At 69.9% G+C, this 14,680-nt stretch carries 8 protein-coding genes and 1 tRNA gene; 3 read left to right on the top strand and 6 right to left on the bottom strand.

The genetic code is table 11. The features are described 5' to 3' along the window. Positions 1–3: 3 nt before the first annotated feature. Positions 4–1,494: an IMP dehydrogenase gene (gene guaB / locus STARVERO_RS05220; protein ID WP_159598123.1), complete on the bottom strand. Its 1,491-nt coding sequence runs from the start codon at positions 1,492–1,494 to the stop codon at positions 4–6. Between the two features lie 312 nt (positions 1,495–1,806). Here guaB and STARVERO_RS05215 point away from each other — a divergent pair, with 312 nt between their 5' ends. Next, positions 1,807–3,240, top strand: coding sequence for an MFS transporter (locus STARVERO_RS05215; RefSeq protein WP_159598122.1), 1,434 nt, complete (start codon positions 1,807–1,809; stop codon positions 3,238–3,240). On the opposite strand, the gene STARVERO_RS05210 is transcribed toward STARVERO_RS05215, so the two are convergent. The 3 genes from STARVERO_RS05210 to STARVERO_RS05200 form a co-directional block, all read right to left on the bottom strand. Continuing rightward, a complete protein-coding gene (locus STARVERO_RS05210) occupies positions 3,237–3,968 on the bottom strand; it encodes an RlmE family RNA methyltransferase (protein WP_159598121.1) in 732 nt (243 codons plus the stop codon). The genes STARVERO_RS05215 and STARVERO_RS05210 overlap by 4 nt on opposite strands. Further along, a complete protein-coding gene (locus STARVERO_RS05205; protein ID WP_144342548.1) occupies positions 3,965–5,131 on the bottom strand; it encodes a Ppx/GppA phosphatase family protein in 1,167 nt (388 codons plus the stop codon). Before STARVERO_RS05205 ends, STARVERO_RS05210 begins: the two co-directional genes overlap by 4 nt. Positions 5,132–5,310: 179 nt before the next feature. Beyond that, complete coding sequence (locus STARVERO_RS05200; protein ID WP_159598120.1) at positions 5,311–5,856, bottom strand: invasion associated locus B family protein; 546 nt, start codon at positions 5,854–5,856, stop codon at positions 5,311–5,313. A 410-nt stretch (positions 5,857–6,266) separates the two neighbouring features. On the opposite strand from STARVERO_RS05200, the gene STARVERO_RS05195 reads away from it, so the two are divergent. Both STARVERO_RS05195 and STARVERO_RS05190 read left to right on the top strand, forming a co-directional pair. After that, positions 6,267–6,340, top strand: a tRNA-Gln gene (locus tag STARVERO_RS05195). Positions 6,341–6,768: 428 nt separating this feature from the next. Further along, positions 6,769–6,975, top strand: coding sequence for a DUF1127 domain-containing protein (locus tag STARVERO_RS05190; protein WP_144342829.1), 207 nt, complete (start codon positions 6,769–6,771; stop codon positions 6,973–6,975). Here the strand turns inward: STARVERO_RS05190 and pbpC are convergent. Next, the gene (pbpC, locus tag STARVERO_RS05185) at positions 6,962–9,082 is read right to left on the bottom strand and encodes a penicillin-binding protein 1C (RefSeq protein ID WP_244616597.1); all 2,121 of its coding nucleotides are present in this window, start codon (positions 9,080–9,082) and stop codon (positions 6,962–6,964) included. The genes STARVERO_RS05190 and pbpC overlap by 14 nt on opposite strands. A gap of 10 nt (positions 9,083–9,092) precedes the next feature. Beyond that, complete coding sequence (locus tag STARVERO_RS05180; protein ID WP_159598119.1) at positions 9,093–14,435, bottom strand: alpha-2-macroglobulin family protein; 5,343 nt, start codon at positions 14,433–14,435, stop codon at positions 9,093–9,095. Positions 14,436–14,680 lie beyond the last annotated feature (245 nt).

Genomic DNA, 14,680 nt, shown 5'->3' with positions numbered 1-14,680 from the left:
ACCTCAGGCCCCGTTGGGATAGTTCGGGCTCTCGCGGGTGATGATCACGTCATGGACGTGGCTCTCGCGCAGCGAGGCGCCGGAGATGCGCACGAACTGCACCTTCTCGCGGAATTCGCCGAGATTGGCGCCGCCGACATAGCCCATGGCGGCGCGAAGGCCGCCAGCCAGCTGGTGCAGCACGCCGCCCACCGGACCCTTATAGGCCACCTGTCCCTCGATGCCTTCCGGCACGAGCTTCAGCGTGTCCTTCACCTCGGCCTGGAAGTAGCGGTCGGCCGAGCCGCGCGCCATCGCCCCCACCGAGCCCATGCCGCGATAGGACTTATAGGAGCGGCCCTGATAGAGGTAGACCTCGCCGGGGCTCTCGTCCGTGCCGGCGAGCAGCGAGCCGATCATGGCGCAATCCGCTCCGGCTGCGAGCGCCTTGGCGAGATCGCCGGAATATTTGATGCCGCCATCGGCGATCACCGGCGTGTCGTTCTTCTTCGCGACCTCGACGGCGTCGAGGATGGCGGTGAGCTGGGGCACGCCGACGCCCGCCACGATGCGGGTGGTGCAGATCGAGCCCGGCCCGATGCCGACCTTCACCGCATCCGCGCCCGCGTCGATCAGCGCCTGCGCGCCCTCGCCCGTCGCGATGTTGCCGGCGAGGATCTGCACCTTGTTGGAGAGCTGCTTGATGCGGCTGACCTGATCGAGAACCTTGCGCGAATGACCGTGCGCGGTATCGACCACCACGAGATCGACGCCCGCCTCGACCAGCAGCTCAGCCCGGCGGAAACCGTCATCGCCGACGCTGGTCGCCGCGGCGACGCGCAGGCGGCCCTGCTCGTCCTTGGCGGCGTTCGGGTTGGTGACGGCCTTTTCCATGTCCTTCACGGTGATGAGGCCGACGCAGCGCCCCTCATCGTCCACCACGAGCAGCTTCTCGATGCGGAACTGGTGCAGCAGCCGCTTGGCCTCGGCCTGCTCGACGCCTTCGCGCACCGTGATCAGCCGCTCCTTGGTCATCAGCTCGGAAACCGGCTGCAACGGGTTGTTGGCAAAGCGCACGTCGCGGTTGGTGAGGATGCCGACCAGCTTGCCGGAACGCCCGTTCGGCCCGCGCTCGACCACCGGAATGCCGGAAATGCCATGGCTCTTCATCAGCGCCAGCGCATCGGCCAGCGTCTGGTCGGGATGGATGGTGACCGGGTTCACGATCATTCCCGATTCGAACTTCTTCACCATCCGCACATGCTCCGCCTGCACTTCAGGGTCGAGGTTGCGGTGGATGACGCCGAGGCCGCCGGCCTGCGCCATCGCAATGGCGAGCCGCCATTCGGTGACGGTGTCCATGGCGGAGGAAATGATCGGAATGTTCAGCGAGATCGAGCGCGTCACCCGCGAGCGGATGTCGACCTGACCCGGCATGACATCGGACAGGCCCGGCTTGAGGAGCACGTCGTCAAAGGTGAGCGCTTCCCGCGCGAGGCCGTCGTAAACCGACATCGCCAACTCCCGATTAGGGGCAACCGACGCGCCGAAGGTCGCGTCCGCCCGTTGGATGGATGATCGAGGGGAGACGGGTTGCTGAACGCCGCCGCCTTCGAGTTGGCGAGGGCTCATACCATGGGCCGACACGCTTTCCTAGGCATCTATCTCTGTGTTCCGCGCAATGCGGCTGCGCGCCCGCGGCGCCGCTGCGTCACCTGAAGGTGATGACGCATATGTGCGTGCGAATTGGTTCCCCGGTCGGGCGCATCGGCGTTATAGGCCGACCGTCATGTGAAATCGTCCCCTGCCGCCCCTACGGATGGATCCGTGCGCGCCGAACGCCTCGTCCCGCTCATCGTCGCCTGCGCGCTGTTCATGGAACAGCTCGATTCGACCGTCATCGCGACCTCGCTGCCGGCCATCGCCGCCGACCTGCAGGAGGACCCGATCTCGCTCAAGCTGGCGCTGACCTCCTATCTGCTCAGCCTCGCCGTGTTCATCCCGGCAAGCGGCTGGTTCGCCGACCGATTCGGCTCGCGGACCGTGTTCCGGGCCGCCATCGTCATCTTCACCGCCGGCTCCCTGCTCTGCGGGCTCGCGCATTCGCTGCCGGACTTCGTCGCCTTCCGCATCCTGCAGGGCATGGGAGGGGCGATGATGGTGCCGGTCGGGCGGCTGGTGATCCTGCGCACCGTGCCGAAGGAGGAGATCGTCTCGGCCCTCGCCTGGCTGACCATCCCGGCGCTGATGGGCCCCGTCCTCGGCCCGCCGCTCGGCGGCTTCATCACCACCTATTTCGACTGGCGCTACATCTTCTTCATCAACATCCCGATCGGCTTCATCGGGGTCGTGCTGGCGACTCGCTTCATTCCGGACATACGCGAGGAGGACGTGCCGCCGTTCGACATGCGCGGCATGGGGCTCTCGGGCATCGGCCTGTCCGGCCTCGTCTTCGGCTTCGCGCTGCTCGGCCAGCACGCGGTGGCGCCCTCCATCGCCCTGGCGGTCATCGCGGCCGGGGCCGTGGCGATGGGCTTCTATGTCCGCCATGCGCGGCATACGGAGCGGGCGATCCTCGATCTCGACCTGCTCAAAATCCCGACCTTCTTCGCCGGCGTCATCGGCGCCTCGCTGTTCCGCATCGGCATCGGCGCCCTGCCCTTCCTGCTGCCGCTGATGCTGCAACTGGGATTCGGCCTGACGCCCTTCGCCTCGGGGATGATCACCTTCGCTTCCGCCGCCGGGGCGATGACGATGAAGTTCACGGCGGCGCCGATCATCCGCACCTTCGGCTTCCGCCGCGTGCTGGTGGTGAACTGCGTGATCGCCTCCGGCTTCATCGCCATCGGCGCGCTGTTCCGGCCGGACATGCCCTATCTGGTGCTCGTGGGCGCGCTGCTGCTCGGCGGCTTCTTCCGCTCGCTGCAGTTCACCAGCACCAATGCGCTGTCCTATGCCGACGTGTCCAACGAGGCGATGAGCCGCGCCACCAGCTTCGCCAGCGTGGCGCAGCAGGTGTCGATTTCGACCGGCGTCGCCGTGGCCGCGCTGGTGCTCGACGGCATGCGCAGCTGGCGCGGCGACGGCACGCTGCATCTCGACGATTTCAGCGTCGCCTTCATCGTCGTGTCGCTGATCGCGGTGTGCTCGGTGTTCTTCTTCGTGCGCCTGCCCGCCGACGCCGGCGCGGAACTCGCGCAGCGGCGCACCAAGCCCGCGGCTCCGGCCGAGACGCCGAACGAAATGGGCAGCGCCGCCTAGGACTCGTCAGTCTCGGGCGCAGCCTCGCGCCGCCGCCCGCGGAAGCCGGTCGCCACCACATAGAGCTCGGCGGAATCGGCCCGGCTCGCCTGCGGCTTGATGTGGCGCACGGTGGCGAAGTCGCGCTTGAGATCGGCGAGCAGCGTGCTCTCCGTGCCGCCCTGAAACACCTTGGCGATAAAGGCGCCGCCCGGCGCCAGCACCTGCCGCGCGAAATCGATCGCCAGTTCCACGAGGCCGACGATGCGCAGATGGTCCGTCGCCTTGTGGCCGGTCGTGTTGGCCGCCATGTCGGACATGACGAGATCCGCCTCGCCGCCGAGCATCGCCATCAGCTTTTCCGGCGCGTCGTCCTTGAGGAAATCCATCTGCGCGAAATCGACACCCGCGATGGGGTCGATCTCGAGGAGGTCGATGGCGACGATCTTGCCGCGCCCGTCCTCGACCTTCACCTTCTGCGCCGCCACCTGGCTCCAGCCGCCCGGCGCGGCGCCGAGGTCCACCACCCGCAGGCCGGGCTTCAGGATCTTCGCCTTCTCGTCGATCTCGATGAGCTTGAAGGCCGCGCGCGAACGCCAGCCCTCACGCTTGGCGCGCGCGACATAGGGATCGTTGAGCTGGCGCTGGAGCCATTTCTGCGAGGAGGAGCTGAGCGAGCGGGCTTTCTTGAGCCGGACCTTGAGCGGCCGGGCCTCACCCCCCTTGCGGGGCTGGGGCTTGTCGATCACGTCGGCGCTCCGGCCCTGTGACGCCAGACACCGTCGGCACGCATCAATTCCACCAGGATCCCCTCACGCAAACCACGGTCCGCCACCCGCAACCGATCGCACGGGAAGGCGCGGCGCACCGCTTCGAGAATCGCACAGCCGGCCAGCACCAGATCGGCACGCTCCACACCGATGCAGGGATTGGCCGCCCGTTCGGCGAACGGCATGGCGAGCAGCCGGTCGACCACGATTCGGACCTGCTCGGCGCCGAGCCATGTACCATCGACCTGCGAACGGTCGTAGCGCGGCAGGTCGAGATGGACGCCGGCGATGGTCGTCACCGTGCCCGAGGTGCCGAGCAGGTGCAGCCGGCCGCAATTATGCGGGCCCACCGCCTTCACGAAGCCCGCCAGATGCGGGCTGAACTCGTTGACCATGGCCTCGAAATCGTCGCGCGTCACCTTCACGCCGCCATGGCGCTCCGCCACCGTCACGACGCCGAGCGGCACCGACACCCAGGCGCGGATCACCGCCGCCGGCGGGCCGCCGTCGCGCGTCTCCACCCGGTCGAGCCAGACGACCTCGGTCGAGCCGCCACCGATGTCGAACAGCACCGCGCCGTCCGAAGAGGGATCGACCAGCGGCGTGCAGCCGGAGGCGGCCAGGCGCGCCTCCGTCTCACGGTCGACGATCTCCAGCGCCAGGCCGGTTTCGCGCTCCACCCGGCGGATGAAATCCTCGCCGTTCACGGCGGAGCGGCAGGCCTCGGTGGCGATCAGGCGGCTGTCGGCGATGTTGCGCGCACCGATCTTGCTGGCACAGACCTTGAGCGCATCGACCGCACGGTCCATCGCCGCGTCGCCGAGCTTTCCCGAACAGATGAGTCCCTCGCCGAGGCGCACGATGCGCGAGAAGGCGTCCACGACCCGAAAGCTGTTGCCGGTCGGCCGCGCGATCAGCAGGCGGCAATTATTGGTGCCGAGATCGAGCGCTGCGTAGCAGGGATCGCTGCCGCGCGGACGCTGCTGGCCGGAACCGTCGGCCGCCGCCTCCTCCGGCCGCGTGCCACCGTTTCCGCGCCGGCCGCGCCAGTGGCGATGGCGCACGCGCGCATGCGGCCTATCCTCGCGGGCGGACCTTTCGGTCACCCGCTCGCCGGCCCAGATCCGGGTCTCGTCGACCATTATAGATTCCTCGGCCGAAGCCGCCGCCCCGACCACCGAAAGCGGCGATCAGGATCGAATTGTTCAACATCTCACGTGAAATGTAACATTCGCGAGCGCGGGCGCAATCGGCTTCATGCCTGCCGCGCACCGAAGGCGGGGCTGCCGTCGCGCCCCGCCCTGCCGAGGAACGGCCCGGATCAGCCCTTCAGGGCCGGCAGCGCCTTGTCGACGCCGTTGAGCGGCACCGTCACATTGATCGCCTGACCGTTGGCCAGGGTGAAGCTCACCACCGCTTCCTTCGCGCCGGCCAGCTCCTTGGACAGACCATCCTCGAAGGGGGCGATCGCCTCGCAGCCCTGCTGCGAGCAGGAGGCGTAATCGAGCTTGCGGGGCTTGCCGCCGCCAAGCGCGACCTGCACGCCGTCCTTCAGGCGCACGCCGAGCGGCGTACGGATGACGTGGGTCGGCTCACCCGCGGGATTGCGGCCGACCTGCCAGACCAGCACGATGTTGTTGGACTTGCTGTCCTTGATCTGCATGCTCGCCGAGCAGGTCTTCTTGCTGCCCTTTTCGAGCCGGTCGCGGCAGGTGACGACCCAGTTGTCGTAGACGACCGTTTCGGTGCGGACCGGGGCGGTGCTCCCCGCCTGCCCGGCCGGCGCCGTCTGCGCGCCCGCCCCGCCGACGATCATGAAGGGCGTGAGCAGCGCGAGCGGCGCGGCAAGCTTGGTGGCAAGGGACATTTTCTACCTCCGGCGAATCCCAGAATGACGCGCACCGGTCGCGGCGCGCAGACGGGATCGACGGCAGCGCCGGGCAATCCCCGGCAGATACAGCCCCACCCGCGCGAGAAAGACAATCGTCGGAAGGCGGCATGGCCCCATCATTCCACGGCAAGCAGCGCGCACAGAGCCGTTATTGACGCCGCCTTACGGAAAAGTCGCCCGATTGTCAGATAATGACGGCAAGCAGAGCTCCCCAAAGCCCGACAGGGCGGGAAAGGGCCTTGCGGCGGAATATCCACATGAGCGGGACCGGGGGGTAGACCGCGCCCGAATGAGACGCTATATCCCCCGCGTTCGCCGCCGGGTCTGCAACCCGGCCGCCGGCCGCCGAACCGAGCCGCATGCGCTCGCGTTACCAAGGTGTCTGGTGGGGGATAGTTTAACGGTAGAACTGCGGACTCTGACTCCGTTAGTCCAGGTTCGAATCCTGGTCCCCCAGCCATCTCGAAAATCCACGCGATCCGAACCGACCGACGCTCGGAACATCGGACGGATTTCCCTTCCCGCCTGCACCTCGCCGCGAGACGAAGGCGCCCATCGCGCCAGCTTTCCGGGAACCCCGTCGGGATTGTCGGGTGGCCGGTGCCCCGCATCTCCATGTGCCCGGAAGAGATGTCGCCAGCACCCATATCAGCGCATAGCTCATCCACAACCAATCCTTGCAGACCCCAACGTCACCTTGTCTGTTAATGGTCTTATAACACTTCTCAACGCCCATTCTGCCTTCTTATGGTGCAGAATGCGGCCCTGCATCAGATCGAGCCCGCCTCGATCCATGCGCTGATGTCAGTGCTGTCATGCAGCATTCAGCCTTTTGCAGTGCGAAAGAGTCTCTATATTCCTGGCATACAGAATACCCTGGAGGCTCAAATGAGCACTGTTACTCTTAGCCGTCATACCTCGCCGGACTTCTTCTCGCGCGTTGTCGAAGGCGTTGCCGCTTTCTTCGAAGCCGTTGGCGAAGGCCGTCGCATCGCCCAGCGCTATGAGGCCCTGTCCCGCCTGTCGGACGCGGCTCTCGCCACGCGCGGCCTGACCCGTCAGGACATTGCCCGCGTCGCCGTCAACGGCCGCTGAGCTGCCCTGCCGGCGTGCCCGCAAGGCCTGCCGGCTCGCGAATACGCAAGGTGATGCTGTCGGACGCTCCCGCGGCATCCATGACCGTCAGGCGAACGAACCCCGTGCCCGCCGGCTGCCAGAAGAACGTGGCAGCCCTGGCAGGCGTGCCGGACGGAACACCGTCGACGAAGACCGTGAGCCGGCCCGTGCCGCCGCTCACCTTGAGCGCTAGCGGCGCGTCCGCGTCGCGCTCCACGCTCGCCCCATCGGGCGGAAAAGCGATCCGAGGCCCGTCTCCCATCCCGACCTGACCTGCCATCCGGCCGAAACGCCGGAGCGGCGGGGGCAGGTCGATGTTGCGCGTGTTCAGCGCCTCGCGCGGTGCCGGGCCGAAGGGCGCCGGCCGCGTCACCAGCCGCGCGAACGCCTCGAACAGGATCGGCGCCGCCGCCTCGCGGCCGATCATCCCCGGAACCGGCTGGCCGTCCGGACGGCCCACCCACACCGCGATCGTGCGTCGCCCGTCGAAGCCCACCGCCCAGGCGTCGCGATAGCCGAAGGACGTCCCGGTCTTGAAGGCGATGCGCCCGGCCCGCTCGTTACGCGGCGCCGGCGTGCCGACCAGCGCCTGCGCCAGATACCAGGCCGCGACCGGGCTCATCAGACGCCGCGCCTCCTCTCCATCCGTCACCGCGCTGTCCACCCGCTCGCGCAGGCGATGCGCCTCGCCGCCATTGGCGATGCCGGCGTAAAGCCCCGCCAGCGCGTCAAGGCTGATTCCCACGCCCCCCAGCCCCACCGCCAGCCCCGGTATCTCGCCGGGCGGCAGCTTCAGCGCGAAGCCGGCCTGTCCGAGACGGCTGGCGAGCCGCTGCGGGCCGACCGCCTGCAGCAGCACCACCGCCGGCACGTTCAGCGACAATTGCAGCGCCTGCTTGACCGAGACCGTGCCCTGATAATCGCGGTCGAAATTGCGCGGACGGTAGGCGCCGAAGCGCGCCGGCCGGTCCTCGATCAGCGTCTCGGGATGGGCGATGCCGTCCTCGAAGGCGAGGCCGTAGATGAAAGGCTTCAGCGTCGAGCCGGGAGAGCGCACGGCGCGCGTCAGGTCCACCGCCCCGGCCCGGCTCGCGTCGAGCGGATCGGCGCCGCTCACCCGCGCGAGAACATCGCCGGTGGCGTTGTCGACCATCACCATGGCCAAAGAGACGCCCGCGCCAAGCTCGCGCACCCGCTCGGCGGCCAGTTCCTCCAGCCGCATCTGCGCCGATGCCTCGATGGCAAGCCGGTGCACCGGCACCGACGGCCGCTCGCGCCGTGCCGCCTCGGCCGCGTGGGCGGCGAGCATCGGCATGGCGAGCCGACGCGCGGGAACCGGCACGCGCGCCGCGAACTCAGCTTCCGGCGCATTGAAGAGGCCCGTCGCGCCGAGCCGGGCCAGAACCGCCTCGCGCGCCCGGCCGGCGCGCTCGGGATGACGGTCCGGCCGGCGCGATTCCGGCGCCTGCGGCAGGGCCACCAGCAGCGCGGCCTCGGCCAGCGTCAACCGGCGGGGCTCCTTGCCGAAATAGGCGAGGCTCGCCGCGCGCGCGCCCTCGATATTGCCGCCATAGGGCGCCAGCGTGAGGTAGAGCCCGAGGATCTCGCGCTTGGTCAGCCGCGCCTCCAGCTGGATCGCCCGGCGCATCTCACGCAGCTTCGCGCCGAGCTTGGCGGCGAGGCCACGGCCCTCGCGCGGCTCCAGCAGGCGGGCGACCTGCATGGTCAGCGTCGAGCCGCCGGAGACGATGCGCCCATGCAGCGCCATCTGCCCGGCGGCACGCAGGAGCGCCACCGGATCGACGCCGCCATGCTGCCAGAACCGCTTGTCCTCATAGGCGACCAGCATGTCGAGAAAGCGCCGGTCGACCTCGCCGGCCTGCGCCTTCAGCCGCCAGCGCCCGTCCGCAAGCGCGAAGGGGCGCAGCAGCCGTCCCTCGCGATCCAGCACCTCGACCGACAGCGCCGGCTCCGGCGGCGGGGGAGCGGCCGCGCGCACGCCGACGAGCCAGGCATAGCCCCCGCCCGCCACCAGCATGGCGCCGAGAAGCGCGATCCCGCCACTCCGCGCCAGCGTGCGTCTCATCGTCCACCCCTCACCTCGCCGGACCCGTCACTTCGGTGCGCCCCGCCTCGGTGCGGGCAAAGCGGCCCGGCCGGTACATGTCCTCGACCATCGCCGGAGGGTGCGCGTAGCTGCCGGGCGAGACCGCGCGCACGATATAGGCGACGCGCAGCAGTTCCGGCTCCTCCGAGCCCTGCGTGCGGTCGAAGGCGGCGGCGAAGAAGGCGTCGCGGAACTCAGCATGCGCCGGCTGCGTCGTGTCGCCGAGCCAGGCCAGCGCGCCCGTATCCGCGCCGACGGCGAGATTCGGGTTGTCGATCTCGAAACCGGCCGGAAGATGATCGACCAGCAGCACATGGCTCGGCCCGGCATCGTCCTCCTGCGCCTCCAGCACCACGACGAGGCGCTGATTCTGCGCCACCTTGGCCGGGTCGGTCGGCGTCCCGTCGAGCGTGTAGTAGCTGCGCGTGAGCGCGAAGCCCTCGGCCGAGGCCGGCTCCGGCGTGCTGGGCGGCCCGTCGATGGACACCGCCACGTCGAGCGGCGCCGTGCCGCGATTGGTCAGCACGACGGGCGTCGCCAGCTCATCCGGCGTGAGCGCACGCTCATAGATGCCCGAATGCGCCACGCCATCGACATCGACCGCGATCCCCCGCCCCTCGCGCGCCGCACGGGCGGCGAGCAGTAGCCATGCATCCTCCTGCGTCGAGGTCGGACCGGCATCGACGAAGGCGGCCGCGACCCGCGTCCGGGCGGTGCGCGCCGTGCCGGTGAAGCCGGCTTCCGAGGCGAGCGTCGCCACGCCCGCCGCATCGCGCAGGATGGAGCCGAAGTCCGGCCGCCCGGTCGCGACCGTTTCCGGCGCGTCGGGCAGCAGTTCCAGCGCGGCGCCGAACACCCGCTCGGCCCGCCCCCTGTCGCCCAGCATGGCGAGCGCGGCGGCAAGCTGGCCGCGCGCCATCGGGCTCTTCACCTCGTCGAGCTTGGCGTCGGCGACATAGCGCAGGTCGCCGAGCGGCGCCCGGCCGTTGCGCGCCAGCACATAGATCGCATAGGCGGTACCGTCGTCGGTGGCGCCGTCGGTCGCATAGGAAAGCGTGTTGCGCAGCCGGTCGAGCGCCATGGAGAAGGGCTGCTCCGGCACCTCGTAGCCGCGCTCGCGGGCGCGGGTGAGGAAGTCCGTCACATAGGCGTCGAGCCAGACATCGTTGCCCCCCGCCTCCCACAGGCCGAAGGAGCCGTCCGACCCCTGCCGCGCGACGAGCCGCGCGATGGCGTTCTTCACCGTCTCGGCCGGCTCCTGCGTCAGCCGGAAGCGCGAGGGCGTGCCGAAGTCGCTGAGGTAGAGCAGCGGCATGGCCCGGCTGGTGAGCTGCTCGGAGCAGGCGAAGGGATAGCGGTCGAGAGCGCCGAACAGCGCCGGCACGTCGAGCGCCGGATCCGGCCCGGCATAGACGGTCACGCCGCCCCGACCCGGCACGAGATCGGCCACGAGGTCGCGGCTGAGTGACAGGCTGGCGCCGGGCTCCAGCGTCTGCACGCTGCGGCGGGAGATCGCCGGATAGGCCGGCCGCACATTCAGCCGGTAGTCGCGCACGATGCTGAGTCCGCCGGGACCGGAAAGCCGGACGGAAACCTTGGCCTCGCCGATGCCCTTGCCGTCGAGCTGCACGCCGAAGGCCTGCCGCCCGTCCTTGGCGAGCGGCACGGTCTTCGGCGCCGAGGCGATGGAGACCGGCCCTTCCGTCACCAGATCGAGCGCATAGTCGCCCGCCTCGCCGTCTACATTGGTGATGGCGAGGTTGAGCGTCGAGCGGTCGCCGGACGCGAGGAAGCGCGGCAGGGTGGCGGTGATCACCACCGGATCGCGAATGGTGACATCGGCCTGCGCATGCCCCACCGCCGCGCCGGACCAGGCCACCGCCATCAGCCGGCCCGTGCCGTCGAAGGGCGGTATGGTGAAGTCGATGCTTCCCCGCCCCGCGCCGTCGAGCTTGACGATGCCGGAGAACAGCGCGAGCGGCGGCTGGGTGGGCGGTTCGGCCTGCAGGCCGCCCTCCATGGCATCGCCGCCGGAACGCAGGCGGCCACGGCTGCCCAGCATGCCGTCGATGAGCTGGCCATAGAAATCGCGCACCTCAGTGCCGAGCGCGCGCTGGCCGAGATAGAAGCCGTCCGGGTCCGGCGTCTTGAAGCCGGTGAGGTTGAGAATCCCGACATCGACGAGGGCGAGCGTCACATAGGCTTCACCCTGCCCACCGCCGGACACCTGGACCGGCACGGAGACCGTGGTTTCCGGCCGTACCAGCGCCGGCGCTTCCAGCTTCACGTCGAGCACGCGCTGGGCCCGGTCGACGCCGAACCAGGCAAGGCCGATGGCGCGCCCCGGATTGCGGCCGCCGGCCACGTCCAGAGGCCGGTGCAGGAAGGCGAGCGCGTAGGCACCCGGCGCCCAGCCGGATTTCACGTCGAACTCCACCGAGCTGTCGCCGGCCGGCACGTCGAGCGTCTTCGACGCCAGCACGCCGTCGCCGACAATGAGCACGGTGGCGGAGCCGGCATGGCGGCTGGTGAGGTTTACCTTCAGCGCCTCGCCGTCCGCGTATTGCGCCTTGTCGAGGCCGACCTCCAGCCGGTCCGGCGCGTCGGCGGTCGCGCCGCCGCCCCAGCCGGCCTCGAAGGGCACGGCCGTGGCGAGCCTGCCGTCGCTCACCTCCAGCCGGTAACGCCCCCAGTTGACCGGCACCTCCAGCCGCGCCGGAGCGCCCTCGCCGAGTTCCAGCGTGCCGTCCGCCACCTTGGCGATCGATTCGACCGGCTCGAAATCCCAGTTGCCGTCGAGCCGGTACCACTGGTAGCGCGTCTCGATACGGTAGAGCGCCCATTGCGCGCCCTTGAGCGCGACGGGCTTGCCGGCGGCATCGAACGCCTGCACCTCGAAGCCGGCATTGGAGCCCTCCCCCGGACCCGCGCCGTCGAAGAGCGGCTTCACGCCGATGCCGTTGCCGACCGCGCGCACCGGCAGCACCAGCGAACGACGCACGGCGCGCCCGCCACCCTCGTTCAGCGAGACGAAGATTTCCGCCTCCAGAGGCCGCGCCGTCGGCGGCAGCGCCGGCAGCGCCACGGAAAGGCTCGCCTTGCCCTGCGCATTGGTGGACGGCGCGTCGGCGAGCGGCTGCCGCACGGGGGTAAAGCCGTCATCCGGGCGGCCGAAGCGCCAGCCGGCCAGATTCGGGCGGGCATCGGCGACACGCACCTCGATCTCGCCCTCGATTTCGAGGCCGGCGGCGGGCGGACCGAACAGCCAGCGCCCGTCCGCCGCCACGCTCGCCGGCGCGGCCGCGGCGATGTCGGTCGCGGTGGTGGAAAGCTCCAGCGCCAGACGCTCCGGCACATAGTCTTCCAGCAGGAAGGTGGTGGAGCCGACCGGCGCACCGCGCGGGTCGACATAGGCCTCGACGCGCCAGGTGCCGGTCATGGCGTCGCCCATCAGGGCATAGGACACGCTGCGCCCGCCCGCGCCCGCGTCCTCCGCCAGCACGCGGCGCTCCTCCACGCCGTCGGGACGCTTGAAGACGAGGGTCAGCGGCACGCCGGGGGCCGCCTTCACCTGCGGATCGCGCAGCAGGGCGGTGACGTGCACCTCCTCGCCGGAACGGTAGACGCCGCGCTCGGTGGTGACGAAGGCATCCATCTTCTCGGGCGCGGCGCGTCCGCCGACCCCGCGATCGGTGAGGTCGAAGGCCTGATCCTCCAGCGACAGGAAGGCGTAGTCGCCCTCCTTCGCCTGCGCCACGACGACGGCCGGCGCGAAGCCGTCCTTGCCGCGCACGAGCCCGGCGTCGAAGGCCGCAGCGCCCGAAGCATCCGTGCGGGCCGTGGCCAGCAACTCGTTGGACTTGGCGAGCAGGCGAAGCTCCACGCCCTCCAGCGGCTGCGCCGTGCCGAGCGCGCGCACCAGCACGGTCAGCCCGTTGCTGCCCGACAGGGCGGTGAGGCCGAGGTCGGAGACCACGAACCACTGCGTCGAGCGGGTGCCCCACTCGTCGTTCGGGTTGGCCGCCTCGCCGCCCGGGCGCGCGGCCAGCACATAGACGCCGGGCGCCAGCGTGCCGACCGCCTCGTCCACGGGGAAGGAGGTGGTGACGTCCTCGTTCAGCGGCGACGCCGTCTCCAGCTCGCCGGAGAAGACCAGCTCGGCCCGGCTGTCCTTGAGCTGCTGGAGATCGTAGCCGCCGAGATCGCGGCGGAAGCTGCCGTCCAGGGCGGTGGGAATCAGGCTGCGGTCGCCGATGCGATAAAGCTCCACCCCGACGCGCGAGGTGTTGACGCTCACCACCGGAATGCCCCGCGGGCCGGTGCGCGGCAGCACATAGTTGCGGCCGGTGAAGCGCACGCCCGGCTTGCGGTCGCGCACATAGATGGTGAGGTCGGCGCTCTCGCGCAGCGGCTCGGCCGCGATGGAGGACGGCAGGCCCTGCCGCAGCTTCACGTCATAGCTGTCGCCGTGCTTCAGCCCCTCGACGCAGAGCTGGCTCTCCTCTGCCGTCACCGCCGGCTTGTCGATCGGCCCGTTCGGCCCGCTCAGGGTCACGAAGGCGGAATAATCCTTGCCGCCGGTCGCCAGCGGCTCGGAGAACTGCACGCAGATGCGCGGGCTGGAGGCATCCGAATCGACGCTGTAGTCGAGGATGCGGAAGCCGCGCTCCTCGCGCAGCTTTTCGTAGAAGGCGCGCTGGTCGGGCACGTTGGCATAGGTGAGGCCGGCGCTGAGCGTGTCGAGCGCGGCGCGCCAGAGCGAGCGCTGATTATAGAGGTGGCCGATGGCGAACAGCGCTTCGGCCTGCTGCACCCGCGTCGTCGCCGCGCGATAGGCGAGGAAGGCGGCGGCCTGAGCACGCTCGAGGAAAGCATCGGCGCTCTCGTCATCGTTCGGCTTGATGCGGGTGAGCGCGCGCGCGAAGCGCATCCAGGCGGCGGAATCGGCCGGCGATGCCTGCGCCAGCCGTCCATAGATCTCGGCGGCGCTGCGCGCGTCCCCGCTCCCCAGCGCCGCATCGGCGTCCTTGCGCATCTGCGCCGCCGGCTTGGGCAGCGGTCCGCGCTCACGCTGGAGCAGCGCCTGCAACCGCCGGGCGGCCTCGACCAGATCCTGCCGCGAATAGGTCCTGGGCAATGCGTCCTGCACCGGGGCGGCCTGCGCCGCCGGCTTTGCCGGCTGCGATGAGGTCGCGGCGGCGGGCGGCTTCGGCGGCTTGGGAACCGCGGGCGGCGCGTTCTGGGCGAGGCCCGGCCCCACCAGCGCCATTGCCAATAGCGGCGCGGCCACTCCGCGCCCGAGCCACGAAAAGGCCGAAGACAACGCGACCATGGCACCCACCCCGAAACCCGCTATTCCACCAGTGACGGAACGATAAGCCGGAATCGGCCTCCGTGCCATGACAACGCTCAACGGGACGATCGGCATGGATGTCACACAGCCGAGGATTGCCGCGCCGCCGCCATTGAATAGCCGTTCGCCCTTAGGTATACGGGCCGTCATCCGTTTGGGGGCCTGTCGTCGCGGGAGCGGCGGGAGAACCAATGCAACCGTGGCCGGACGCGGCCGCCGAGACT

Source organism: Starkeya nomas, from assembly GCF_902703545.1.
In the GTDB taxonomy this organism is placed as follows: domain Bacteria; phylum Pseudomonadota; class Alphaproteobacteria; order Rhizobiales; family Xanthobacteraceae; genus Ancylobacter; species Ancylobacter moscoviensis.
The sequence above is the reverse complement of the archived record's forward strand: the minus strand, read 5'-3'. Positions and strand labels throughout refer to the sequence as shown.